24 protein-coding genes are annotated in these 25616 nt (G+C 64.3%); 7 read left to right on the top strand and 17 right to left on the bottom strand.

Translation table 11 applies throughout. The features are described from left to right. Positions 1-42: 42 nt before the first annotated feature. The 4 genes from CIT37_RS28725 to CIT37_RS28740 form a co-directional block, all read right to left on the bottom strand. Positions 43-1236, bottom strand: a complete 1194-nt coding sequence (locus tag CIT37_RS28725) for an efflux RND transporter periplasmic adaptor subunit (protein ID WP_028143450.1) — start codon at positions 1234-1236, stop codon at positions 43-45. 1 nt (position 1237) lies between these two features. After that, positions 1238-1924 carry a TetR/AcrR family transcriptional regulator gene (locus CIT37_RS28730; protein ID WP_028143451.1) on the bottom strand — a complete coding sequence of 229 codons (687 nt, stop codon included), beginning with the start codon at positions 1922-1924 and terminating at the stop codon, positions 1238-1240. 160 nt (positions 1925-2084) lie between these two features. After that, positions 2085-2675 carry a thiamine pyrophosphate-dependent enzyme gene (locus CIT37_RS28735; protein ID WP_095426364.1) on the bottom strand — a complete coding sequence of 197 codons (591 nt, stop codon included), beginning with the start codon at positions 2673-2675 and terminating at the stop codon, positions 2085-2087. Beyond that, entirely contained in the window at positions 2672-3214 is a 543-nt protein-coding gene (locus CIT37_RS28740; protein WP_028143453.1) for a phosphonopyruvate decarboxylase, read from the bottom strand. Before CIT37_RS28740 ends, CIT37_RS28735 begins: the two co-directional genes overlap by 4 nt. Positions 3215-3319: 105 nt before the next feature. On the opposite strand from CIT37_RS28740, the gene CIT37_RS28745 reads away from it, so the two are divergent. The 3 genes from CIT37_RS28745 (at position 3320) to CIT37_RS28755 (ending at position 7905) form a co-directional block, all read left to right on the top strand. Beyond that, positions 3320-4540 (top strand): cytochrome P450, encoded by a 1221-nt coding sequence (locus CIT37_RS28745; protein WP_028143454.1) that lies wholly within the window; start codon positions 3320-3322, stop codon positions 4538-4540. Positions 4541-4734: 194 nt separating this feature from the next. Continuing rightward, on the top strand, positions 4735-5949 hold the full coding sequence (rocD, locus tag CIT37_RS28750; RefSeq protein WP_038947040.1) for an ornithine--oxo-acid transaminase: 1215 nt from the start codon (positions 4735-4737) through the stop codon (positions 5947-5949). A gap of 585 nt (positions 5950-6534) precedes the next feature. Next, a complete protein-coding gene (locus CIT37_RS28755) occupies positions 6535-7905 on the top strand; it encodes a Spy/CpxP family protein refolding chaperone (RefSeq protein WP_244611288.1) in 1371 nt (456 codons plus the stop codon). A 191-nt stretch (positions 7906-8096) separates the two neighbouring features. Here CIT37_RS28755 and CIT37_RS28760 read toward each other — a convergent pair whose 3' ends face one another. The 10 genes from CIT37_RS28760 to CIT37_RS28805 all read right to left on the bottom strand — a co-directional run bounded on the left by CIT37_RS28760 (position 8097) and on the right by CIT37_RS28805 (position 18722). Beyond that, positions 8097-8270: a hypothetical protein gene (locus CIT37_RS28760; RefSeq protein WP_162832241.1), complete on the bottom strand. Its 174-nt coding sequence runs from the start codon at positions 8268-8270 to the stop codon at positions 8097-8099. 597 nt (positions 8271-8867) lie between these two features. After that, positions 8868-9731 (bottom strand): sugar phosphate isomerase/epimerase family protein, encoded by an 864-nt coding sequence (locus CIT37_RS28765; protein WP_095426366.1) that lies wholly within the window; start codon positions 9729-9731, stop codon positions 8868-8870. Beyond that, positions 9731-10921, bottom strand: coding sequence for a dihydrodipicolinate synthase family protein (locus tag CIT37_RS28770; RefSeq protein WP_095426367.1), 1191 nt, complete (start codon positions 10919-10921; stop codon positions 9731-9733). The genes CIT37_RS28765 and CIT37_RS28770 overlap by 1 nt, the downstream gene beginning before the upstream one ends. Before the next feature lie 136 nt (positions 10922-11057). Next, a complete protein-coding gene (locus CIT37_RS28775) occupies positions 11058-12209 on the bottom strand; it encodes a Gfo/Idh/MocA family protein (protein ID WP_038947037.1) in 1152 nt (383 codons plus the stop codon). Continuing rightward, the gene (locus CIT37_RS28780) at positions 12206-13603 is read right to left on the bottom strand and encodes an enolase-like domain-containing protein (protein WP_038947036.1); all 1398 of its coding nucleotides are present in this window, start codon (positions 13601-13603) and stop codon (positions 12206-12208) included. Before CIT37_RS28780 ends, CIT37_RS28775 begins: the two co-directional genes overlap by 4 nt. A gap of 130 nt (positions 13604-13733) precedes the next feature. Beyond that, on the bottom strand, positions 13734-14576 hold the full coding sequence (locus tag CIT37_RS28785; RefSeq protein WP_028143461.1) for an ABC transporter ATP-binding protein: 843 nt from the start codon (positions 14574-14576) through the stop codon (positions 13734-13736). A 151-nt stretch (positions 14577-14727) separates the two neighbouring features. Continuing rightward, positions 14728-15720 (bottom strand): ABC transporter substrate-binding protein, encoded by a 993-nt coding sequence (locus tag CIT37_RS28790; RefSeq protein ID WP_028143462.1) that lies wholly within the window; start codon positions 15718-15720, stop codon positions 14728-14730. Positions 15721-15774: 54 nt separating this feature from the next. Continuing rightward, positions 15775-16584: an ABC transporter permease gene (locus CIT37_RS28795; RefSeq protein ID WP_028143463.1), complete on the bottom strand. Its 810-nt coding sequence runs from the start codon at positions 16582-16584 to the stop codon at positions 15775-15777. A 367-nt stretch (positions 16585-16951) separates the two neighbouring features. Then, positions 16952-17659, bottom strand: a complete 708-nt coding sequence (locus CIT37_RS28800) for a TetR/AcrR family transcriptional regulator (protein WP_173015882.1) — start codon at positions 17657-17659, stop codon at positions 16952-16954. 214 nt (positions 17660-17873) lie between these two features. Next, positions 17874-18722 carry a VOC family protein gene (locus tag CIT37_RS28805; protein ID WP_028143465.1) on the bottom strand — a complete coding sequence of 283 codons (849 nt, stop codon included), beginning with the start codon at positions 18720-18722 and terminating at the stop codon, positions 17874-17876. Positions 18723-18945: 223 nt separating this feature from the next. Here CIT37_RS28805 and CIT37_RS28810 point away from each other — a divergent pair, with 223 nt between their 5' ends. Further along, complete coding sequence (locus tag CIT37_RS28810) at positions 18946-19839, top strand: sugar kinase (RefSeq protein ID WP_028143466.1); 894 nt, start codon at positions 18946-18948, stop codon at positions 19837-19839. A 6-nt stretch (positions 19840-19845) separates the two neighbouring features. Then, complete coding sequence (rbsK, locus tag CIT37_RS28815; RefSeq protein ID WP_095426368.1) at positions 19846-20760, top strand: ribokinase; 915 nt, start codon at positions 19846-19848, stop codon at positions 20758-20760. Here rbsK and CIT37_RS28820 read toward each other — a convergent pair. Further along, positions 20757-21977, bottom strand: a complete 1221-nt coding sequence (locus tag CIT37_RS28820; protein ID WP_095426369.1) for an NAD(P)/FAD-dependent oxidoreductase — start codon at positions 21975-21977, stop codon at positions 20757-20759. The genes rbsK and CIT37_RS28820 overlap by 4 nt on opposite strands. A 227-nt stretch (positions 21978-22204) precedes the next feature. On the opposite strand from CIT37_RS28820, the gene CIT37_RS28825 reads away from it, so the two are divergent. Together CIT37_RS28825 and CIT37_RS28830 are read left to right on the top strand one after the other, a co-directional pair. Further along, positions 22205-22999 (top strand): enoyl-CoA hydratase/isomerase family protein, encoded by a 795-nt coding sequence (locus tag CIT37_RS28825; protein WP_161966494.1) that lies wholly within the window; start codon positions 22205-22207, stop codon positions 22997-22999. Further along, the gene (locus CIT37_RS28830) at positions 22996-23604 is read left to right on the top strand and encodes a histidine phosphatase family protein (RefSeq protein ID WP_095426370.1); all 609 of its coding nucleotides are present in this window, start codon (positions 22996-22998) and stop codon (positions 23602-23604) included. The genes CIT37_RS28825 and CIT37_RS28830 overlap by 4 nt, the downstream gene beginning before the upstream one ends. Here CIT37_RS28830 and CIT37_RS28835 read toward each other — a convergent pair. Beyond that, the gene (locus tag CIT37_RS28835) at positions 23564-24904 is read right to left on the bottom strand and encodes a TRAP transporter large permease (protein WP_095426371.1); all 1341 of its coding nucleotides are present in this window, start codon (positions 24902-24904) and stop codon (positions 23564-23566) included. The genes CIT37_RS28830 and CIT37_RS28835 overlap by 41 nt on opposite strands. Then, positions 24901-25479, bottom strand: coding sequence for a TRAP transporter small permease (locus CIT37_RS28840; RefSeq protein ID WP_095426372.1), 579 nt, complete (start codon positions 25477-25479; stop codon positions 24901-24903). Before CIT37_RS28840 ends, CIT37_RS28835 begins: the two co-directional genes overlap by 4 nt. Positions 25480-25616 lie beyond the last annotated feature (137 nt).

The following is a 25616-nucleotide window of genomic DNA, read 5'->3' on the forward strand; positions in this document are numbered from 1 at the left end:
GGAAAGTGATCCGGCCGAGCCGGATCACTTGAATGCAGAGGGTCAGTAGCGCGGCGGCTGCGCCGGGATCTGCGGAGCCGGGTCGGTCGAAATCGACACCGCCGCGCCCGATTGCAGCTTGAGCTGGCCGACGGCGACGACCTTGTCGCCCGCCTTCACGCCCTTGATGATTTCGACGCGACCTTCGACCCGGTTGCCGGTCTGCACGAAGGTGCGCACCGCGGACAGGCTGGTCTTGCCGTCGGCTTCCTTCTTCTCGGTGATCACGAACACCGAGTCGCCGTACAGCGTGTAGTCGACCGCCGTCTCCGGAACGGTGATCACGGCCGGCTTGTCCGGCAGCACCACCGTGGTGGTCACGAACATGCCGGGCTTCAGGATCTTCTCCGGATTGGCGATCGTCGCCTGCACGCGGATATTGCGGGTGTCGGTCGAGATTTGCGGTTCGATCGTGGTGATCTTGCCTTCGAAGATGCGGCCCGGATAGGCATCGACCTTCAACTTGACAGTCTGGCCGACCTTGAGGCTGCCGGAATCCTTTTCCGTCACGGTGAAGTTGGCCCACAGCTCCGACAGATCGGTCAACGACACGATCGCCGTACCCGCCGTCAGATACTGACCGACCTCGACCTTGCGGACGCCGAGATCACCGGAGAACGGTGCGCGCACCAGCTTCTGCGAGATCAGCGCCTCGGTCTTGGCGATGCCGGCCTGCGCCTGGTCGTAGGCGGCCTGCGCGGTATCGACGGTCGCCTGCGGACCGAACTGGCGCGCGGCCAGCTGCTTGGCACGATCAAGCGACAGCTGCGCGACGGTCGCCTGGGCCTTGTAATTGGCAAGGTCGCCCTGCTCCGGCGCGTCGAACAGCTGGACCAGCGGCGTGCCGGCTTCGACGCGCGTGCCCGGCGCGAACTTGATCTCGGTGACGCGGCCGTTGACGTCGGCACTGACGTCGACCTGGTGCACGGCGACGAGGCCGCCGACCGCGGTGAGCAAGTTCGGCACCACCTCGGACTTGGCCTCTGCCGCGCTGACAGCGGTCGGCGGCGGCTTGTTGTTGGCGAAGAACTGCTTGATCATCTGGCCGCGGAAATAGTTGAACCAGACGAGGCCGCCGACCAGCACCGCCAGGAGCGTGCCGACGATGATGAACCAGAGCACCGGCCGGACCGGACGCTTGGGAGCCTTGTTGTCGATCGGTTCGCCCGAAATCTTGTGTTCGGTTACGATGTTCATGTCATGCACTCTCTGCAATCGCCGCCTTACCGGCATCCGCGGCCTGATTGTGGCCCAGATGCGAAGCAATTGCGGCGTCGTTAAGTCCGATACCCCTCAGGAGAAACTCACACAGCTGCCGCTCGAGGTCTTCAGCCTTGCCGTAAGCGAGGCAAGGCGTGGCGGGCAGCCTGGTCAGCGCCGCAGTCATCACCGAGTGATGCGCAAACCAGAACAGATTGAGCGGATCGCCGCTGCATAGCCGCGCGTCCCCGGCGGCAACGGCACGTTCGAGCGAGGAGACGAAGATCGCCCCGATCAGCGTCTCGATCTTGGCATACAGCAAACGGGCGAATTCGCCATCATCCAAGTGGCTGGTGGCCATCAGCCGCAGGCGCTGGGCCTCTTCCTGATCGGGACCATCAGCGATGTGCAGGAAATGCTCGACCATGCCGCGGATCACCTCGACCAGCGTGGCGGTCGAAGGCTCCCGCTCGAGAAGCTCGGTGAGCGCCGGGTCCGCCTCGCATTCGTCGCTGAGGATTTCGGCGTAGAGGGCCGCCTTGGACGGGAAATGCTTGAACAGCAACGCCTCGGAAATGGCAGCGGCGGCCGCCACGCTCTTGGTCGTGGTGCCGGTATAGCCATGTCGGGCAAAGCAGCGTTTCGCGGCTCCGAGGATCAATTGACGCCTCAGGTCGCTCGTCATACGCAATGAGCTCATGCTAGTGAGTAAGCACTCACCCACGCAAAAGTCAAGCACTATGTTGCATCGCAACCTGAGTGCGTCGTTAATTCAGTGGAAATTGCCCCCGCCTGCACGGTTTCCGTGCAGGACCTGGGCGCCGGTGGGAATGGGCAGGCCCGCCCTAGATTGGCTGGAAGCCGAGGTCGCCGCGGATCCGGTTGAGGATGTAAGTCCCATCCCGGCTTGGCAATATCCGCTCCAGGCTGGCGCTGTCGATCTTCATATTGGCAAAGCGAGGCCCGGCAGAGACGTCGTGAACGGCTTTGGCAAAGGCCTCGACCTCGGCCATGGTCGTGACCGCCCGACTATCCCCGATGCCGCAGGCCCTGGCGACGCCGACGAGGTCGGCGGCAGCGGAGGTGTGGCTGGTCTGGCCGCCCGTTTCGCCATAGGCCTCGTTGTCGAGAACTGCGATCGACAGGTTCGACGGCTTTTGCAGCCCGATGGTGGCCAGGCTGCCCATGCCCATCAGCATCTCGCCGTCGCCGGTGATGACCAATACCGGCAGTTTTGGCTGCGCCAGGGCGAGCCCCAGCCCGATCATCGCGGCGCCGCCCATGCCGCCCCAAAGGTAGAAATTGCGGGCGTGGTCGCCGGCCGCGCACATGTCGTTGGTCGAGGCCCCGAGGCCGCCGATCGCGACGACGTCCTTGCGGTTCGCGAGCAACGTGGACACCACCTGCCGACGGTCGAGGAGATTGTCCTTGCTCATTTGGTGAAAACCTTGGCGCCGATCAGGCGCTGCGACAGAAGGACGGCGGTAGGCGTGAGCGCGTTGTAGGCTTGCGACGCAGCGGCTTCGAGCACGGCCGGCACCTCGGCTGCGTTCGAGGCCCGCAGCACCTGGACACCCGACAGTTCGAACACGCCCTGCGTGGTCGATCCCATCGGCACCTGCCACGGATTGAACTCGCCCCACTCGCCGCGCATGGTCACCAGCGTGAGGAAGGGGAAGCGCAGGATCGGGATCAGCGACAGCATGTTGATGCAATTGCCGACGCCGCTCGACTGCATCAGCAAGACGCCGCGCTGTCCGCCGGCCCAGGCGCCGGCGAGAAGCGCCACGCCCTCCTCCTCCGTCGTGAGCGGAATGCCGCGCATGGTGGATGATGCCAGCACGCGCTGGATCAGCCTCGAATGGCCGGCATCCGGCACGTAAGGCACCTGCCTGATATCGAAGCGTTGCAAGGTCGCGAAAATATCGTCGGGCCAATTCGGCGCCGTGTCGGCAGCGTCAGCGCGTGCGTGCATTTTCCTGTCCGGTCGGCTAGCAAGGTGGGAAGACTGTAGACGCATGCATGCGCCGACCAGAACAACAAAAACGGCATAACGGCTTTAACCGGCGAGTATAACGGGATGAACGCAGATGCGAAGGCGCTGGCGGCAAGCTTCGACCTCGAGAAGCTGACGCCGGAATTTTACGACGACCCCTACCCGACCTATCGTGCACTGCGGGAGAACGAGCCGGTCAAGCGCCTGCCGAACGGCACCGTGTTCCTGACCCGTTATGACGATCTCGTCACCACCTACAAGAACACCAAGTCGTTCAGCTCGGACAAGAAGCGCGAGTTCGCGCCGAAATACGGCGACACCCCGCTCTACGAGCATCACACCACCAGCCTCGTCTTCAACGATCCCCCGGCGCATACCCGCGTACGTCGCCTGATCATGGGCGCGCTGTCGCCGCGCGCGATCGCCGGCATGGAGTCTGACATCATCAAGCTGGTGGACGGCTTGCTCGACGCCGTCGCGGCCAAAGGGGCTTGCGAGCTGATCGAGGATTTCGCGGCGTCCATCCCGATCGAGGTGATCGGCAATCTGCTCGACGTGCCTCATGAGGAACGCGGGCCGCTGCGCGACTGGTCGCTGGCGATCCTTGGTGCGCTCGAACCTGTGGTGTCGCCCGAGGTCGCCGCCCGCGGCAACAAGGCGGTGACGGATTTTCTCAGCTATCTTCAGACGCTGGTGGCACGCCGGCGCGACAAGCCGGGCAATCCCGAGCGCGATGTTCTGACGCGCCTGATCCAGGGTGAGGAGAATGGCGAGCGGCTGACCGAGAAGGAGCTGCTGCACAATTGCATCTTCCTGCTCAATGCCGGCCACGAGACCACCACCAATCTGATCGGCAACGGCCTCGTGGCGCTGGACCGCAATCGCGACCAGAAGCGGCGGCTGATCGGCAGTCCCGACATGATCAAGACCGCCGTCGAAGAGATGCTGCGCTACGAGAGCTCCAACCAGCTCGGCAACCGCATGACCACGGAAAAGGTCGAGCTCGGCGGCGTCACGCTCGATGCCGGCACGTCGGTGACGCTGTGCATCGGGGCGGCCAACCGCGATCCTGCGCAGTTTCCGGACCCTGAAAGCTTCGACATCGCGCGCACCCCGAACCGGCATCTCGCCTTCGCCACCGGCGCGCATCAATGCGCCGGCATGGCGCTGGCGCGGCTCGAAGGCGCGATTGCGATCTCGCGCTTCCTGGCGCGCTTCCCGGACTACGCCGTGAGCGGCCAGCCGGTGCGGGGCGGACGGGTGCGGTTTCGAGGCTTTTTGAGCGTGCCGTGTGCGCTTCGCTGAGGACTCGACACCAAAAACTGCGAAAACAACCCCATGCACAGTAGAGAACCCTCTGATACTTTTGGCAAATCAGATCGGGCTTCGCCACCGGAGGGGATGAAGACTTCCAAGGCGGCAAGTTGATACCCAGATCAAGCTGAGGCCGGCGGTGCAGTCGGTTGGCACCGCCCCGCGCAGCAATGGAGTGACGACAGATGAGCGCGTCGGTCATTGATTTCGTCGCAACGGAAGCACGCTTTGGGGCCCACAATTACGAGCCGATCGGGGTCGTCCTGTCGCGCGGCGAAGGTGTCTGGGTCTGGGATACCGAAGGCAACCGCTATCTCGATTGCCTCTCGGCCTATTCGGCGGTCAGCCAGGGCCACTGCCACCCCAAGATCCTGGCGGCGATGGTGGAACAGGCGCACAGGCTGACGCTGACCTCGCGGGCCTTCCACAACGACCAGCTCGCCCCCTTCTACGAAGAGATCGCGGCGCTCACCGGCTCCCACAAGGTGCTGCCGATGAACAGCGGCGCCGAGGCGGTCGAAAGCGCGATCAAGTCGGTGCGCAAATGGGGCTATGAGGTGAAGGGCGTGCCGGACGGCCACGCCGAGATCATCGTCTGCGCCAATAATTTCCACGGACGCACGCTGGGCATCGTCGGCTTTTCAACCGACCCCGACACGCGCGCACATTTCGGGCCGTTCGCGCCGGGCTTCAAGATCATCCCGTTCGGCGACGCCGCGGCACTGGCGGAGGCAATCACCCCAAACACGGTCGCCTTTCTGGTCGAGCCGATCCAGGGCGAAGCCGGTGTCATCCTTCCTCCGGCCGGCTATTTCAGTGAGGTGCGGGAGCTCTGCACCACCAACAACGTGATGCTGGTGCTCGATGAGATCCAGACCGGGCTCGGCCGCACCGGCAAGCTCCTCGCCGAACAGCACGAGGGAATCGAGGCGGACGTGACGCTGCTAGGCAAGGCCTTGTCCGGCGGCTTCTATCCGGTGTCGGCCGTGCTCTCGAACAACGACGTGCTCGGGACATTGAGGCCCGGCCAGCACGGTTCGACGTTCGGCGGCAATCCGCTTGCTTGCGCGGTGGCGCGCGCGGCGCTGCGCGTGCTGACCGAGGAAGGCATGATCGAGAACGCGGCCAGGCAGGGCGCGCGCTTTCTGGAAGGTTTGAAAGACATTCGTGCCAACACGATCCGCGAGGTGCGCGGACGCGGCTTGATGCTGGCGGTCGAACTGCATCCCGAGGCCGGCCGCGCCCGCCGCTACTGCGAGGCGCTTCAGGGCATGGGCATCCTCGCCAAGGATACCCACGAGCAAACGATCCGCATCGCTCCGCCGCTGGTGATCACAAGCGACCAGGTCGACTGGGCGCTGGAGCGGCTCGCCACCACCCTGACGCAGGATTTCTCCTGAGCGGCCTGCGTCGGAAGATCGCAATGCCGGCCGCGGCCAGCAACGAACGATTCCGCCAGCTGCGCGTTGAACGTCGTGGGCGATTACGAGCTGGGAGCGACAATCATGCTTCCGCATGGCGCTTGCCTTACGGCTGCTTTAGTTGGTGTCTCTGTGCTGGCGACGAGCGTCGGCGCGTTCGCCCAAGGACCCGGCCAGGGACATGGAAGGGGCGGACCTGCCGGTCCAGCCGCAGCGCCTGCACGGCCAGCAGCACCACCAGCCATGGCACGTCCGGCGGCGCCGCCAGCCATGGCACGTCCCGCCGCCCCGGCATTCCATCCACCGGCCATGCCGCAGCGACCGGCCATGGCGCCGCACCCGGCGCCCCACATCGCCGCACCGCCGCCGCGTCCGGGCCCCCGTTTTGCAGCACCACCGCCGCGAGCAGCCCCGCACGTGGCGGCGCCGCGACCTGAATTCCACCGGGCGCCGGCAGCACCACAACGTCCGGCCATGGCCTCGCGGCCGACGCCGCATATCGCCGCCCCCTCGCGCCCAAGCGCGCCATCGGCTGTGAGCGCGCGGCCGCCGCGACAGGAGCGGATGGAGCAGCGCGCGCAGCAACATCAGCAGCAGATCCAGCAGCGACAGCAAATCGTGCAGCAGCGGCAGCGCGAGACGCTCACACGTCAGAGCTCGGAACGGCAGAGCCGCATCGATCGGATGCAACAGCGCGTGCAGCAATTGCAGTCGCAGAAGCCGGAAGGCGTGCGGGCGCAACGTGCACAGGAGCGGACGCTGCAGACGCAGAACCGCCTGCTCCAGCGCGAACAGGGCATGCAGCAGCGCGATCAGGCGCGCCTGCAGCGGCTGGGCCCCGAGTCCACCACAGTTGGGCGAGCCGCCACTGCCGCCGCCGTGCAGGCGGCCGAGCGCGGGCGATTTGCCGAGCGCTTCCGCGAGCAGGCCCCTGCGCAAGCGCAGGCAGCGCTCACCACCCGCCAGAGCGGCTGGGCTCCCCGGCAGGCCTGGCGACACCGCCATCCCGCGGTGTTCGTGGCGTGGCTTGGGCCCGTGTTCTGGCCTTACGCTTACTCCGACATTTTCAACTACACGTTCTGGTCCTATGGCTACGAGCCCGGTTATTGGGCGTACGCCTATGACGACTTCGTCGACACCGTGTTCTGGGGTGGTGACGGCCCCTATTCCGCCTATGCCAGCACCAACCCGTATGACTATCCGCAAGCCGGTGGCGGCAGCCGCGCCCGTCCGCGCGCGAGCGTGAGCCCGCAAACGCTACAGCAATTGTGCGGTACACCGGACAAGGGCGTCACCGCCTGGCCGCTTGCCGATATCGCGAAAGCGGTGCGGCCGGCGCCGGAGCAACGCGCACTGCTCGACGAATTGAAAACCGCGGCGGCCAACGCTGCCGGCGTGTTCAAGGACTCCTGCGCGGAGACTTATGCATTGACTCCCCCTGGTCGCTTGCGCGCGATGATGAACCGCATCAGCGCGACGCTGGAAGCCGTCAAGATCGTGCGACCGGCACTGGAGAATTTTTACAACTCGCTCAGTGACGAGCAGCAGGCCAGCTTCAATGCGCTCGGTCCGAATATCGGCGAACACCCGCCGCAGCAGCAAGCCAACGTCGAGGGCTGCGGCGATCCGAAATCCGGCCTGACCCAGCTGCCGATCCAAAGGATCGAGGCTGTGCTCCACCCAGCCGGCAAGCAGAAGGAGGCGCTCGACCGCCTCAGTGAAGCGACAGCCAAAGGCGTTGAAGGCCTGCAAGCGGCTTGCCCGAACGATGTGCCGCTGACGCCGGTCGGACGGCTGGAGGCGATGCAGCACCGGCTCGAGGCGATGCTGACGGCCGCCAAGCTGGTAGAGCCTGCGCTGGACGAGTTCTATGCCACGCTGAGCAGCGAGCAGAAGGCGCGCTTCAACACGCTGCAACAGGTCGCGGGGCCGTGAGGACGGCATCGCGTTTTCTCGTTGCAATTTGCGCCGCGGTCGAACGAAGCGGGGTGACGTAATCGTCCTGCTTCAAAGCTCGACGAGACCATGCATGTCCCTACCGCGCACTCTCTGTGAGGGTGCAGCGGCCCGTAACGCAAGCGACAGCCTCGTTTCCGACCTCACGAGGAAATCGTCTTCCGCCCAGCCTAGTTCGCGCTTGGGATCGCGTTGCATTGCTGGAAGTGAGAAGACAACTCGAGATTAGCCAGATGATCCCAGTATTCCGCTTCTGCGAGCAGCTTCCATTTGTTCATGCTGTTGTACGCGGCCTGTTGGCGGCACAGTGAGCTCATCGCACGCAAACGCTGCACCTTATCCACTGCGGACCCTCCTTCACGCTTGCTTGTTTGCAAGCGCATTTGTGTTGTTACAGCTTCGCAGATCGAATTGACGGGTGATAGTCCCGTGTTTGACGGTGAATCAATGATAGCGCAATCGTCCGACTTTTCAGCGCTCGGCAAATTCGATCGCAAACCAGTTTGGCCCCGCGCATTGAATGAATTGCAGATTGTCCTTGGCGGTCTTTCGCCGCAATAAAGCATGCCGGTGCCTTCGGCAAAGCTCGCCAGCTATGTCATGCCGATCACGGCAATGGCCCCGACGGTTGCACGTCGGGGCCATTCAAGATCAACAGGCATGGGTACATCCGCCGTCCCTGCTGATCGTTGATGCCACTGATTACCGCATCCGATCTGGCACAGACTGTGGCGAGGCTGCGGCATCGGCATGATGACATTCTGCCTGAAAGCTGATGGTAGTCCACCACATCTTTGGTGGTACTCCGACCAGTTCGCTGCTTCGCCAGCGGGGCGAACTTGCGCTGGACGAGTTCTATGCGACGCCGACAGCGAGCAGAAGGCCCGCTTCAACGCGCTGCAACAGCTCGCAAGCCCGTATGGGCCGCACTCGTGGTAACTCTACACCACCGTCTTATGACGCGCGATGCAGGTCTGCAGCACCTCGCCCATTGGCTTGCTCCACCAGGCGTTGGAGAAGATCTCGATCTCGGAATAGCCAGCAAAGCCCTCCGCTTCGACCGCCGCACGCACTGATTTGATGTCGATGACGCCGTCGCCCATCATGCCGCGGTCGTTGAGGATGTCCTTTGTCGGCACCAGCCAGTCGCAGACATGGAACGCGAGCAGGCGATCCTTGCCGGCGCGCGCGATCTGGCTCATCAGCTCCGGGTCCCACCAGATGTGATAGACGTCGAGCGCGACGCCGAGCATGCCGCTGCGAGCGGGATCGAGCCGGTCGCAGATATCGAGCGCCTGCTTCGTGGTGTTAACGCAGGCGCGGTCGGCCGCGTAAGCCGGATGCAAGGGCTCGATCGCCAGCGGCAGGTTTGCCTGCCTGGCATAGTCGAGCATATCGGCGAGAGCTTCCTCGACCTGCCCGCGCGCCGCCGCGATGTCCTTCGACACCTCGCTGCCCGGCCTGGAATATTGCGGCAGGCCACCGACGACGAGGACGATGCAGGGCGCGCCCAGCGCCTTGGCTTCATCGACGCAGCGCCTGTTGTCGTCGCGCACCTCGCCTCTGCGCGATGCGTCCGAGGTGAACATGCCGCCGCGGCAATAGCCTGAGAGCTCGAGGCCGGCATCGCGCACCGCGCGCGCGGCGCGTTCGAGACCGACGGATGCGACCTGGTCGCGCCAGGGATCGATCGCGCGGATGCCTTGCTTTGCACAGGCGTTGATGATCTCGACCAGGTCACCCTGCTTGCGGACGGTCGCCGTGTTCAGCGACAGCCAGCGATGGTCGGACGAAAAATCGCGCATCAGGATTCGATACCGTGGGTGGCGAGCACGGTCTTCATCCGCTGCGTCGCGAGTTCAGGGTTGGCGAGCAGGCCGGCCTTGTCGGCCAGACGGAACAGCTCGGCCAGATGCAACGTGGAGCGCGTACTCTCCTGTCCCCCGACCATGGTGAAATGGTCCTGGTGGCCATTGAGATACGCCATGAATACCACGCCGGTCTTGTAGAACCGCGTCGGCGCCTTGAAGATGTGACGCGACAGCGGCACTGTCGGCCCCAGCACGTCATGGAAGCCGGCCTCGTCGCCAGCCGCCAGTCGCGACAGTGCGTAGGATGCCGCCGGCGCAATGGCGTCAAAAATACCAAGCAGCGCGTGCGAAAAACCCTGCTCGTCGCCGGCGATCAGCTCCGCATAATTGAAGTCGTCGCCGGTGTACATCTTGATGCGCTTGTCGAGGCGCCGGCGCATGTCGATCTCGCGCTGCTTGTCGAGCAGCGACACTTTTACGCCGTCGACCTTGGCGGCGTTGCCGTTGATGATGGCGACCGCAGTGTCCATCGCCTTGTCGAGATCCCCGGTGCCCCAATAACCCGTCAGCGCCGGATCGAACATGTCGCCGAGCCAGTGGATGATCACGGGCTGCGCTACCCCCGACAGCACGCGATTATAGACCTTGGCGTAGTCATCGGCGTTGCGGCCGAGTTTCGCCAGCGCGCGCGATGCCATCAGGATGATGCGGCCACCGACCTTCTCCACCGCCGAGATCTGTTCCTCGTAAGCGCGGATCACGTCGTCGAGGCTACTGGCATCCTCGACCGCGAGATGGTCCGTGCCCGCGCCGGAGAACACCAGCGCGTTGCGGCGCTTGGCGGCGGCGACCGAGCGCGTGATCAGCTCCAGCGAGGTCGGCCAGTCCAGCCCCATGCCGCGCTGAGCGGTGTCCATGGCTTCGGCAACGCCAAGACCGAGGTCCCAGACGTGCTCGCGGAAGGCGATGGTCCTGTCCCAGTCGACGGCAGCCGACAGCCAGGGATCGTTGTCCGCGAAGGGATCGACGACCGTGTGCACGGCCGAGAAGGCGATGCGGTTCAAGGGGCCTTCGAGCTTTGCGGGGAACGTGCGCGAGGCCGCGAGCCGGTAGGTCTCGATCGAGCGATCGGCCTTCGGCAATTTCAGCGACAATGATGACATGGGTTGGACGGGCTTGTTCATGATTTCGGACCTCTCCCCGTCATTGCGAGGAGCGGAGCAACGAAGCAATCCAGGCTCCTCTGCGGAAAGACTCTGGATTGCCTCGCTCCGCTCGCAACGACGGCTTGGCAGACATCGGGACTCTATCTATTCGATCTCACGCCTTGATCGGCGCGACGTCGATCCAACGCCGTTCCTTCCAGCTCTTGAGCGCGCATTCGGCAAGCTGCACGCCCTTGACACCTTCGAGCAGCGTGAACTTGTAGGGCGCGTCCTCGTAGACGTGGCGGATGAACATCTCCCACTGCTCCTTGAAGCCGTTGTCGTAGCTGACGTTGTCAGGCAGCTTCTGCCAGTCGCCGTAGAAATCGTGCAGCCGCTTCTCGTCGGGATTCCAGACCGGCCTCGGGGTAGCCTGCCGCGCCTGGATCATGCAGTCGCTGAGCCCGGCGACCGCCGAGCCATGCGTGCCGTCGACCTGGAAGGTGACGAGGTCGTCGCGATAGACGCGCGTCACCCAGGACATGTTGATGTGGGCGATGACACCGCCTTCGAGCTGGAAGGTCGCGTAAGCGGAATCATCCGCGGTCGCCTGGTACTTCTTGCCCTGCTCGTCGAAACGCTCGGGGATGTCGGTGTTACCGATGCAGACCACGCTCTGGACATTGCCGAAGAGGTTGTCGAGCACGTAGCGCCAGTGGCAGACCATGTCCAGAATGATACCGCCGCCGTCTTCGTCGCGATAGTTCCAGGACGGCCGCTGCGCTTCCTGCCAACCACCTTCGAACACCCAATAGCCGAACTCGCCGCGCACCGAGAGGATGCGGCCGAAGAAACCGGAATCGCGCAAAAAGGCGATCTTCTTCAGGCCTGGCAGGAACAGCTTGTCCTGCACCGTGCCGTGCTTGACACCCTTGGCATTGGCGAGCTTGACGACTTCGAGCGCCTCCTCGAAGTTCGTCGCGATCGGCTTCTCGCAATAGACGTGCTTGCCGGCATTGATCGCCTGGGTCAACAGGCCCGGGCGCGCCTGCGTGGTCGCGGCGTCGAAGAACATGGTGTCGTTCTTGTCGGCGAGCGCCGCATCGAGGTCGGTGGTCCAACGTGTAATGTTGTAGCGCTTGGCAAGCGCCTCGACCTTCTCGGCGCTGCGGCCGACCAGGATCGGATCGGGCATCACGCGGTCGCCGTTCTTCAGCCGTACACCGCCCTGCTCGCGGATCGCGACGATCGAGCGGATCAGATGCTGGTTGAGCCCCATGCGGCCGGTGACGCCGTTCATGATGAGGCCGAGGCGTTGGGTGGTCATGTCAAATGCTCCTGAAGTGATCTTGGCTGTTCGAGCGGGAGAAGCGCCGACCAGTCCGGATGGACCGACGTCGCAAAGCCCGTTGCATGAAGCGATCCCGTCAGGAGATCGCCGTCGTGAATGGAGAGCCGGATGCCCTGCCCGGTATCGGCGTAGAGATCGGGATCCGCGGCGGCGAACGCCTGCGCTTCAGCGAGAGGCGTGTCGCCAAAGCCGTCGACATAGTGATGGCCGTTGCGTTCGGCGTGGGTGACACCGAGGAAGGCGCCGAGCGCGAGGTCCTGCTGCACGGCGAGGCCGGCTTGGCAGGTGAGGTCCTCGCCGGTGACGAAGAACCTCTCGCCGTTCGCGCTCCATTTCGCGGCGCGCGTCGCGTTGATGATGGACTTGTAGAGCCCCTTGCAGGATTTCGAGGAAATGCCGCAATAGCCGAGCGCCCGCGCTGCCGGGAAGGCATCGTAGGAATCGTCGGCCTCGTCGATGATGAAACCGTGCGCGGCCAATGCGCCAAGCGGCGTTTGCCTCGTGATGTCGCGCGGCATCGGCTGCTCGACATAGAGCAAGCGCGTGGCGATCGGGCGTAGCGCTGCGTCGTGATCGAGCCGGTCCATCAGCGCCTGCAACGCAGCGAGGTCGGCATATTGCTCGTTGGCGTCGAGCGTCACCTTGTAGTCGTGTCCCAGCGTAGCGAGCTCCTTGCCGATGCGGGAGAGCCGCGCCGCGTCGGCTGCGGGATCGCCCGACAGCTTCAGCTTGAAGTATCGTGCACCGGAGTTCTCGCGGGCATCGGCGACGCCGCGCTCGCCTTCGACGGCATCATCAAGGCCTACGGTATGCCTGATGGCAACACGCTCCAGCGGTACCCGGCCGGAGAGAAAGGTGGTGATGTCCAATCCCACGAGGTCAGGTGAGAGTCGCGCATCGATGCCGGCGATGTTGCCGGCCATTCCATCGAAGAAGCTGGTTTCGGCGGCGCGCAGCAACGCATCGAGGATCGCCTTGTCGATCTCCGCCGGACCGTAAGCCGCGGCGAGCGGCGGAATGTTCTTTTTCGCACACGTCGCGACCTGCGCACCGATGCACGAGGCATGCAGATCGAACGCCGTCAAGAATCCGGTCCGTGCCAAATAGAGCCCGCGCGCAATCTCCAGCGAGCGGCGCAGGCCATCGACCGTCTGCGCCGGCGACAATTCCGGCCGCTTGTCGAACCATTTTGGCACCAGCAGCTCGGCGCTGGCGCCGACCGCGACGCCCCTGCCCTCGACCTCGATCTCGGCGCGCACGAACAGCTGCGGCGTCGCGTTGATCGTGATCGCGCCGAAGCGGAACGGCCGCGCGAACTGCACGGGACGTTCGAAGAAGGCGATGTCTCGCAGCTTCAGGCGCACGGGGATGGTCCTGGAAAGGTCGTCATGCCCAGGCTTGTCCCGGGCATCCACGTTCCTCGTCGCGCGGGGCAGGACGCGGATGGCCCGGACAAGCCCGGCCATGACGCTCTGGGAAGTAGAGCTTCTCCCATCGTCTCTAGTCCAATGCCCCTTGCGAGAAGAAATGCTTGCGGATGCGCTGCACGAGTTCGGTAAACACCGGATCGGCCATCACGTCGAGCGAGCGCGGGCGCGGCAGCGGCACGTCGTAGATCGCAGCGACCGCGCCGGGACGCTCGGTCATGACGAGGACGCGGTCGGCGAGGAACACGGCTTCCGGAATCGAATGCGTGATCAGCAGCACCGTCTTCCTGGTTTCGCGCTGAATCCGCATCAACTCGACATTCATGCGCTCGCGCGTCAGCGCGTCCAGCGCGCCGAACGGCTCGTCCATCAGCATGATCTTGGGGTCGTGCACCAGCGCGCGGCAGATCGAGGCACGTTGCTGCATGCCGCCGGAAAGCTGCCAGGGCAGCTTCTTCTCGAAGCCTTCGAGCCCGACGAGCTTCAACAGCGCCTTGGCACGGGCAAGATATTCGTCCCGCGGCAGCCGCTTCATGTCGATCGGCAGCATGACGTTGGACAGGATGTTGCGCCAGGGCAGCAGCAACGCGTTCTGGAAGACGATGCCGACATTGCCGTGCGGCGTCGTCACCTTCTCGCCCTCGACCAGGATCTCGCCCGCGGTCGGCGGCAGCAAGCCCGAGATCAGCTTGAGCAGCGTGGACTTGCCGCAGCCGGATGGCCCGACCACGACGAAGAACTCGCCGTCATTGATGTGGAAGTCGAGCGGACGCAGCGACGGCACATCGCCGTCGCGCGTCCGGTAGGTTTTGGACACGCCGGAGAGCTTGATGCCCGAGGCATCACCGGCCCGGTCGTTCACCAGTCTCAGATGCGCGGCCGGCTGGACGTCGATTGGTTTGGTCGCAGGGTTCATCGCAGCGCTCTCCCCCCGTCGTCCCTGCGAACGCAGGGACCCATACGCCGTGCCGGCGCGTCCGGGCACGCGGAGTGAGACCTTTCGTAACAATCGAGGCCGGTGGTAATGGGTCCCTGCGTTCGCAGGGACGAGGGCGAATATTGATCGCTCACGAGCCGCTCTTCGGCAGATAGTCGTTGGTGTAGAAGGCCTTCGGGTTGTCCTTGGCCTTGGCATCGAGGCCGCCATATTCGACCATCAGATTGACTGAGTCCGTCATGTTCTGGTCGGTGACCTGGAACGGCCGCTTGCTCTTGGTCTCCGCGGTCCGGTACAGCGGAATCGTCAGCTCAAAGCCCTGCGTCAGCGTGTCGATCTTGCCGCCCTTGGGGTTGGCATCGAGGATCGACTGTGCGGCGGCCTTCGGCTCCTTCTCGGCGGCTTCGACCGCCTTGGTCGTCGCCGACATGAAGCGGCGGACCAGATCGGCATTGGCTTTCACATAGTCGGCATTGGCAATGATGCCCGAGGAGACCATGTTGATCCCGTAGTCGGCGAACTTGATCGGGTAGACGTCCTTGCCGGTGGCGTCCTTGATCTTCATCGATTGGTCCATGACATAGCCGAGCAGCAGATCAGCCTGGCCGTTGATGACCGCGTTGAGCTTGGTCTGGCCGTCGCCTGCGACGGTCTGGAAGTCGCTCTCCTTCAGGCCTGTCTTCTTCAGGAACAGCGGCCAGATCTGGGTCATGGAATCGGCGGGCGTGATCGCCACCGTCTTGCCCTTGATGTCTTCGGGCTTTTTGATGTTCTTGTCAGCAAAACCCATGGCGGACATCGGTGAGGTCTGCAGCAGCACCCCGGTTGCAACGACAGGCGCGCCCTTGATGGCGGCGCGCATCATGGTGGGAACGTCGACATAGCCGAAATCGGCGGTCTTGGCGGCGACGGCCTGTGTGGTCGCAGCCGAGCCCCGGCCTTCCTGGATTTCGAGCTCGATGCCTTCGGCTGCGTAGATGCCCTTGGCCTTGCCGTAATAGAACGGCGCGTGCTCGCCGTAGACGTACCAGTTCAACATCAGCACGACCTTGTCGGCCGCCTGCGCCGGCACGGCCGCAAAAACCATCAGCGCCACTGATGCAGCCCCAATCAACCGCTTCATCGTCACTCTCCCTTGCCGTTGTTGTTTCGGCCGTTGGTGGCCGTTGTGCTTTAGTTAAGAGGCGAAAATCACGTCCTCGCGCTGGCTGACATGCCAGGGAATGACCAGCTTCTCGATCCGGTCGACGATCCAGAACAGGATCACGCCGAGCAGCGCGAGGATCACCAGGGCCGCGAACATCGTCGGCAGGTCGAACGTGCCGATCGAGCGTTGCATCACGTAGCCGATGCCGGAATTGGACCCAACGAACTCGCCGACGACGGCGCCGACCACCGCGAGCGTCACCGACACTTTGAGACCCGAGAAGATCGCCGGCAGCGCGTGCGGCAGATTCACCGCACAAAACACCTGGAAGCGGCTGCCCTGCATGGCGCGGGCGAGATCGACCATGTCAGGATCGACCGATTTGAAGCCCTGCACCGCCGAGACCACCACCGGGAAGAAGCCGAGCAGGAACGCCGAGATGACCTTTGGAATGATGCCGAAGCCGAACCAGACCACGAACAGCGGCGCGATCGCGATCTTGGGCACGGATTGCGAGAACACCAGCAGCGGATAGATGTAGCTCTCCACCGTCTTCGAACCCGCAATCAGCATCGCGACGGGAATGCCGAACAGAGCGGACAGCGCGAAACCGCAGACCGTCGCATAGGTTGTCGGCCAGGACTGGCGCAGCAATTCCGGCCAGTCGGTACGCAGCACCGCGACGACGTCGAGAGGCGACGGGATCTGGTAGGCAGGGATTCGGAACAGCCGGATGGCCAGATCCCAGGCCACGACGATGAAGACGAGGAACAAGAACGGCCGAACCCAGGCCGCATTCAGCACCTTGGAGATCGCATTTTGCGGCTTCGGCTCGGCCAATTTTCACTCCCGGCAGTCTTCTTCGTTGTGGAGAGAAATTAACCCGTTGGATAAATACTGTCCAGAGGATTTACTGTGACGTTTTGCGGCGGCGGTTCCCAGGTGCTTTGGAAATGGAACGGTCGCCTCCATGTCCCGGACGCGCTGCAGCGCTCTTGCGTTGCTGCGCAGAGCCGGGACCCAGGAGCCACGCGTCCCGTCGATCCATGGGCCCCGGCTCTGCAGCGCACCGCGAAGACGCGCTGCGCTGCGTCCGGGGCACGAGACCGCTCCACTCTCGACGTCATATCAGTGAAAGCGGGCAATAACGGCGGAGATTGAGAAAACGACGGACGATCCGTCCACCAATGCGCGGGACCAGACCGCCCTAAACCGTTTGCGCCACCGTGGCGCGCGACTTCGGCGCCTTCGCGATCTCGAACAGCGCGACCGACTGCCCGGTCAGCGCGGCCAGCACCAGGCCGACCATGTGCGCCAGCCGCTCGTCCTTGGCCTTTTTGTCCAGGAGGTCGCGGCCGAAGATCACGCTGAGGGTCGCCGAGTTCGAGAGATAGAAGAAGCAGAGCCCTGCGATCGAGATGTAGAGCTGCACCGGATCGACTGCGACTTGGAAATCGCCGCTGTCGACGCCGCGCCGGACCACGGTGCGGATCATCTCGACGAAGGGCGAGTGCATCGACTTGACCTTGGTCGAGCGCTTCAGGTGCTTTGCGCGCGCGAGGTTCTCGGTCTGAAGCAGCGACAGGAATTCGGGATTGCGCAGGAAGTAATTCCAGGTGAACTCGATCAGGCGCCGGATCGCCTCGGGCGGCTCGAGGTGCTCGAGATCGAGCCCGCGCTCCTCGCTGCGGATCTTGTCATAGGCGCCTTCGAGCACCGCGAGGTAAAGCTCGTCCTTGTTGCCGACGTGGTAGTAGAGCATGCGCTTGTTGGCGCCGGCCTTGGCCGCAATGCGGTCAACGCGCGCGCCGGCGAGCCCATGAGCGGAAAACTCCTGCTTGGCGGCTTCGAGAATGCGCAGCCGCATCCCCTCGGGATCGCGCTGCCATTTCAGAGTTCGCTTTGCCTTCGCCAAACCGGGTGCTCGCTGGGTGCTGTCGGTACGCGTGTAACACGCGGGCAGCCCGCCGCATAGTTTCGCGACAGTGAAAGCCAAGCAAGCCGGTTTCGTAGGGTGGGCAAAGGCGCTCTTGCGCCGTGCCCACGTCTTCGCATCAATTGGGCAAAGACGTGGGCACGCTTCGCTTTGCCCACCCTACGGGAGTCTTCGAACGGAGAAAGCGGCGCTTTCACTCCACCGGCTTCGGCGAGCGCTCCAGCAGGACCGTCTGAATGCCGCAGGTGCCGTTGCGCACCGTCATGATTCGCGTGCCGGGCTTGCGGCCGTTGCGGACCTCGGTGACGTCGAGGCCGGCGGCGATCAGGCGGGCGCGCGTGGCGTCGATGTCGGCGACCCGCCAGCTCAGGCCCCAGAGCCGGTCATGCGCAAGGTCGCCGCCGGCGACCGGCCGTCGGACCACCTCGACGATCAGATCGCCGCAGCGGAAGAACATCAGCTGGCCCCAATCCTGGTGCGAACGGTCGAGCGCCAAATCGAGCCCGAGCCGTGCGCCATAGAGCGCGGCAGCGCGTTCGGAATCCTCGGTGGTGACCACGACGTGGTCGAGTGCGTCGATCGGCGCGATGTCGGTCGCGGGGGAGAGCGGACGCTCGTCGGCCAGTTCGAGGAAGAACATGCGCACGCCGCGCGTGAGTTCCGTGGCGGCGCGCGTGCGCTTCCAGTGCAGGACGGCGCCCGACTCGTCATCGCTGCTTTCGACCTCGGCAACCGGATCCGGGCTCAAGGCCACCCGCTGCAGCCGCCGCTGCATCCTGCTCATGTCTGCGACACGAAAGCACAGGCTGGCGAGCACGCCCTCCTGGTCGTCGAGCAGCGCGCGCATGCGATCGGCCGTCACGCTGAAACCGCTCGGCGCCATCAATTCGATCGTCATGTTCTCGAGGGTGAACAACACGCGGTCGGCGCCCTCGCCGGAGTTCTGCCAGGCCGGCGCGCGGGCGAGCAGCGTCTGGTAGGCCGCCTTGGCTGCACCGATATCCCTGACCAGAGCGACGACGTGATCGAGGCCGGTGATCATATGTCCCCCTTTTGATCGACCCTTTTATTGACCTGGAACCAATGCGCCGAAACACGGCGTTTGTCCGGGCTTGGCATTGCCCGGTGATGGTCGTATTCCGGCCTCATGCTGACCTCAAGCGCTTGGGGCGGCAGATTTGCGAATAATTTCAGCGATCCCTGAGCGGAACCGGTGCTACAGTAAGCGCGCCGGCCTGGACCACAAAGCGCATGACGGACAAGCAATGCAGGCTCTCTTCATCGGACAGACCTATATCGACGTCGTCTTCATCACCGACCATATGCCGACCGGGGACGAGAAGCACGTGGCCTCGGACTACGCGGTCTCCTTCGGCGGCAACGCGGTGACGGCGGCGTTCTGCTGCGCCAAGCTCGGCATCGTGCCTGACCTGATCGCTACCGCGGCCAATGACTGGCTGGGGCGCATGTTCCAGGACATGTGCGCGAAATACGCGATCTCGCTGCACGGGCGGAAGGTGAACCAGTCCTCGCTCTCCTTCATCATGCCCAAGGACGGCAAGCGCGCCATCGTCCGCTGCCGCGACGACGAGCACATCCATCCCTTTCCGATGCTCAATCTCGGCGGCTGCCGCGCGCTGCACGTGGATGGTCATCAGCCGGATGCCGCGATCCACTACGCCAAGGTCTGCCGCGAGGCCGGCATCCTGACCTCGCTCGACGGCGGCGGCCTGCGCACCAACACGCATGAGCTGCTGGAATATATCGACGTTGCCATCGTCGCCGAGCGCCTGTGCGAGCAGATGGACCTGACGCCGGAGAAGATGCTCGACTATCTCAAGAGCCGCGGCTGCAAGATCGGCGGCATCACCATGGGCGAGAAGGGCCTGCTCTGGTACAACGAGACAGGTGCGGTCGAGATCATGCCGGCGATGCCGATCCCGCGCGAGCGCGTGATCGACACCAACGGCGCCGGCGACGTTTTCCACGGCGCCTATGTCTATTCCTACCTCGCTCATCCCGGCAAAAGCTGGCGCGAGCACTTTGATTTTGCCCGAGCCGCCTCGACCTTCAAGATCCAGCGCCTCGGCAACGAGGCCGGCTTGCCGACGCTCGTCGATATCGCCAAGGTTCGGCACGAGTTCGAGGTCAGGGTTTAGATCCAGATGGGGCGCGTTTTCGTCGCCGGCAGCATCAACATGGATGTGGTGGCGACCGCCGATCGCCACCCGCGCGTCGGCGAGACCGTCGCCGGCCGCGAGGTACTGTATTTTCCAGGCGGCAAGGGTGCGAACCAGGCGGTGGCGGCGTCACGGCTTGGCGCGCGGACCACGCTGATAGGGCGGCTGGGGAAGGATTCCTTTGGCGCTGAGCTAAAGACGTTCCTCGGCGCGCAAGGCATCGATCTCGGCTCGGTGCGCGACGCCGACACCCACACCGGCACTGCGATCATCACCGTCGCGGCCTCAGATAACACCATCGTCGTCATTCCCGGCAGCAATGCGAAGGTCGGCGCGGATGATGTGGCGGACGTGCCGCTGACGAAGGGTGATGTCGCGGTCAGCCAGTTCGAGATCCCGCTGCCGACGATCGCCGCGTTTTTCCGGCGCGCACGCGAGGCCGGCGTCGTGACCGTGCTCAACCCGGCGCCGGCGCAAAAGATGTCCGGTGAGCTGCTCGCGCTGGTCGACATCCTCGTGCTGAACGAGACCGAGCTCGGCTTCCTCGCCGGTGAGGAATTGTCCGACGGCGACGGGGCCGCGAAGATCTTCGATGTCGCGCGAAAACTTCAGGCGCGCGCGGACCAGAGCATCTGCGTCACGCTCGGCAGACGCGGCGTGCTTGCGCTTGCGGGGCGCGAAGAGGCCGCCGTGCCCGGGCGTGCCGTGAAGGCGGTCGATACCACCGGGGCCGGCGATTGTTTTGTCGGCGCGCTCGCCGCGCAACTGGCTGACGGTGTGCCCTTGCGTGCCGCCCTCGCCTTCGCCAACGCCGCCGCCTCGATCAGCGTGCAGCGCATGGGCGCGGGGCCGTCGATGCCGACGGCCAGGGAAGTTGCTGCTGTGTTGTCGGCGCCCTAAGCCAGCGCGCTCTTCAGGTCAAAGCTTTCGTCCGCAGCCTGCGCCGGCGTGATCGAGCGATTCATGCCCTGCAACCGCCGGCCGAACATGTGGTCACCGGCGCGGTTGATCGATTCGATGCCGAGCAGCGTCTCACCCTTGTAGCAGAACGCGGAGAACGCCCTGTTCGCGGCGCTGCCACGCAGCACGACGCGGTCGTAGCCGGTGGTGAGGCCTGAGATCTGGAGCTTGTCGTCGCCCTGGTCGCTCCAGAACCAGGGATGGCTGTCGTACGGCTTCTTGTCGCCGGTCAGCCGCGCGGCGAGGCAGCGGGCGTGGTCGGTGGCGTTCTGCACCGATTCCAGCCGCAGCGATCCGCCGAAGCGGGGGCTTGCGAACAGCGCGCAATCGCCGATCGCGGAGATGTCAGGGTCAGCCGTCGACAGATATTCGTCGACGATGATGCCGGCGGCGACCGGCAGCCCGGCCTCAGCCGCAAGCTCGATGTTCGGCAGCACGCCGACGCCGACCACGACGAGATCGGCGGGCAGATGCCGTCCGTCGCTCAGGGAGACCCCTGTGACCTTGCCGCCTTCTGCCTCGATCGAGGTCGCCTGCACGCCGAGATGGACGCGGATACCGGCCTCGCGATGGCGTTCCTGAAAATACTCCGACACCTCCGCCGTCACCGCACGCGCCATCACGCGCGGGGCAAGCTCGAGCACGTCGACCTCGAGGCCCTTGATCCGGGCGGTGGCCGCGAATTCGAGACCAATGAAACCGGCGCCGATCACCACGACCCGTGTCTTCGAGGGCATGATCGCACGCAGCGCATCGCTCTCGTCGAGGATGCGCAAATATTTCACGTCGGGCAGATTGGCGTTGGGCAGGTCGAGCAGCCGGTTGCGTGCGCCGGTGGCCAGCACGAGGTGAGCGTAGGCCAGCGTCTCGCCCGAGGCGAGCAGCACCTTGTGGCCGGCGCGATCGATCGACACTGCGCGGCCCGCGATCAGCTCGATCTTCTGGTCCTGATAAAATTTCTCCGGCCGGAACATCAGGCTCTCCGGCCCGGCCGAGCCCTTGATATAGGCCTTGGACAAGGGCGGCCGCTGATAGGGCAGATGCGCCTCGTCATTGATCAGGCAAATGCGCTGCGAAAAGCCCGCCTGGCGCAGCGATGCCGCGACCTGATAGCCGCCATGGCCGGCACCGACGATGATCACCGGACCGTCGCTCATTGGACAGCCCATTTCCGGAAGACACGAGCGTGACCCATGTCGTCTCCTCTCTCGCTGATTTTGGTTGCTGGCCTTACGAGGAGCCGGCGCTCGTGTCCGTCCCTTGGCGAAGGCGGCCCCATTTGAGCCTATCGTTTCGCCCCGCGCAAGGGCGGCGGTCGGGGATTGTCACTCCTCCGCTTCTGCGATTTAGTCGCACGAGCCACCTCATGCCGGGGATATTCCAGATGCCAGCTCCCATCTCCCTGCCCGATGATCCCGCCCTGCTGCGGATCGACGGCCCGATCGCGACCATCACGCTCAACCGTCCCGCCGCGTTCAACTCCATCAATCTCGCCATCGCGCAGAAGCTCGAGCAGCTCGCGGCCTATATCGAAGCCGCTGACGACATCAGGGTCGTCGTGCTCGAAGGCGAAGGCCGTGCCTTCTCGGCCGGCGGCGATCTGCAGACGATTGGTGCCGCCGCCGAAGCGGGCACGGTGACGCCCGTGGTCGGCGAGCTCTTGAAGCACTATCACGCCTTCATCGAGATCGTCAGGCGCATGCCGAAAATTTCGTTATCCAGCGTGCACGGCTCGGCGGCCGGCGCCGGCATGGGCCTCGCCCTTGTCACCGATCTCTGCATCGCCGCTGATGACGCCAAGTTCACACCCGCCTATGCCAAGATCGGAGTGTCGCCGGACGGCGGTTCGACGGTCGGCATCGTCGGCACGGTCGGCTCCCGCCGGGCGCTGCAGATCTTCCTGTCCGAGGACAACTTTACCGCGCAGCAGGCCTATGAATGGGGCCTCGTCGCCAAGATGGTCCCGGCGGCCGAACTGAAGGCGGCCACGCGAAAACTCGCCGAGCGTCTGGCGCAGAACCCGCCGGCTGCAATCGCCGGCACCAAATCGCTGGTCTATCAGGCCAACACCACGCCGGTGAAGCAGCAGCTCGATGCCGAGGAACACAAGATCATCATGGCGATGAACACGGAGGAATTTCGCAGCGCCGTGAAGAAATTCACGAGCAAGTCAAAGTGACGACACCAGCGCGTAAGTTCTACGGCCTTCGTCACGGCGCGACCGACTGGAATCGCGAGGGACGATTCCAGGGGCGGACCGACAATCCGCTGAATGAGGACGGCCTCCGGCAGGCGCACGAGGCCGTGGACATGCTGCGCGGCGCCGGCATCAGCCGAATCGTTGCAAGTCCCTTGGCCCGCGCAGCACGAACGGCCGAGATCATCGCGGCCGCGATCGCGGTGCCGCTGGCGATCGACGACGGCATCATCGAGTTCGACTTCGGAAGCTTTGAAGGCCTGCCTGTCCGCGACCTCATGATTAAGCACGGCGTCACGTCGGCGACGGGCCTCGTCTCGATCCTGCCGGCCGACGGCGAGAGCTGGGACGCCATGACGGAACGGTCGCTGGCTTGCGTCGCCGCGTGGCTCGACCGTCATCCCGGCGACGATCTCCTGTTCGTCTGCCATGACGCGGTGATGCAGGGAATGGCCAACGCGCTGTCCGGCAGCTACTTCAAGAACAGCCACGGCACGCCGTTTCGCTACGTCTGCGACGGCGCGCATTGGCGGGTCGAGCAAGTCGTTACTTTGGACAGATATAGCCCGTCCCCGCCGGCGACTTGAAGCAGCCGACCGATTCCGGCAGCACTTTCTGCGGCAGCCACAGCACCACGCTCGGGAAGTAGATCGCGAATGCGATCGTCCCCAGGAACACCAGATAGATCGGCAACGCAGCGCGTAGCGCTTTCGCGAAACTTATGCCGACGAATTTCGACGCCATCAGCAGCACCAGCCCGTAAGGCGGCGTGATCAGGCCGAAGGCGAGCGTGGCGATCAGCACCACGCCCAAATGGACGCTATTGATGTCACCGGCCTCCGTCAGTGTGTTGACCAGCGGCATGAAGATGATGATGGTCGGCACCGGTTCGATGAAGTCGCCGACGATGGTGAAAAGCAGCACCATCAGCAGCATGATCAGATGCGGATCGTTACCTGCCATCGAGGTGATGATTTCGGCGATGTAGCTCGCACCCCGCAGATAAGCGAGCATCCAGCCGAAGGCATTGGCTGCGCCGATGGTGACCAGCGGCAGCGAGAAGATTAGTCCGGCAATGCAGAAATCGTAAGGGATACTCTTGATGTGCCCGCGATTGAGCGCGGGGATCACGACCAGGACGATCCAGACCACGGCGACCACGCCGGCTTCGGTCGGCGTGAACCAGCCGGTCAGGATGCCACCGAGCAGGATCACCGGGATCATCAGCGGCAAGGCCGCATCGCCGGCCGCGAACACCACCTGCCGCAGCGGCGCGCGCGGCTTGCGCAGGCCGGAGGGGCCGAAGAAGTAGCAATAAAGCATCAGACCGAAGCCGATCATCAGGCCGGGCACCACGCCCGCCATGAACAGGCCGGCGATCGAGACGTTGCCGACCGCGCCATAGACGACGGCGGTAATGCTCGGCGGCACCAGCGCGGCGATTGTGGAGGCCGAGGCGATGATGGCGGCGATGAAGGCCGGATCATAGCCTTCGCGCTTCATCGGGCCGCCCAGCGCCCGGCTCATCACGGCGACGTCGGCGGTGGTCGAGCCCGACATTTCCGAGAAGAACATGCTGAAGACGACCACGACCTGCGACAGCCCGCCCCTGATGTGACCGACCAGCGATACCGAGAGATTGGCTATTCGCACCACCACATTCGCCGAACTCATGAGCTCGCCGACCAGCAGGAAGAACGGGATCGCCAGCAGCGCCTCGGAATCGACGCCGTCAAAGATCTTCTGGATGATGGCGGCGAGCGAGACGTCGGACAGGATCGCGCCGATGAAGACGCCGGCCATCAGCGAGAACGGCACCGGCACGCCGAGATAGCCGAACGACAGGAAGCAGACCGTCATCAACGCCAGGACAACAGGTGCGCTCATAGCTGCGCCCTCACCTGCGCGTCGGTGACGATGGGCGTTCCATCTTCCTCGGGCGGCTCGGGATGATCAAAGCCGTTGCGCAGGCCGTTGACCAGCTGCTCGATGGTGAACAGGCCGATCAGCACGCCCGAGAGCGGAATGATCGCGTAGAGCGAGGCGATCGGGGTGCCGGACGGCAACCGAAAGCTGCCGAAGCCGCGCAGATAATTCTGATAGCCGTACCAGATCAGGCAGAACGCAACCCCGAGCACGACGATGCGGATGATGACTTCGACGATCATGCGCGACGTTCCGTGCATCGCCTCGGAAATCGCGGTGAGATAGAGGTGGTCGTTGCGCCGGGTCGCAGCCGCCGTGCCGACAAAGATCGCGTAGATGAACAGCGTCGAGGTCACCTCCTGGAGCCACAGCCAGGGATGACCGATGGTCCGGGTGACGATGTCGGCGGTGACCGACAGCGAGAAGCCAAAGCAGAGCACGCCGCAGAGGATCATCAGCGCGAGCTCGAGCCAGTCGAGCCCGCGCCATTTCAGGTGGCGTTGGCGATGCACAAGCAGTTTGTCGGCGATGGCCATTAGTCCCCCGTCCCAAAGCTATCGGATGTGACAGCTGCGAAGCTGCCGATCACGCTCGGCCTGCATGGTTCGAGGCGCCCGCTTCACGGGCTCCTCACCATGAGGGTCTTAAAATCTCGCCGCGAAACGAGACCTCA

It is taken from the genome of Bradyrhizobium ottawaense (genome assembly GCF_002278135.3).
GTDB lineage: Bacteria > Pseudomonadota > Alphaproteobacteria > Rhizobiales > Xanthobacteraceae > Bradyrhizobium > Bradyrhizobium ottawaense.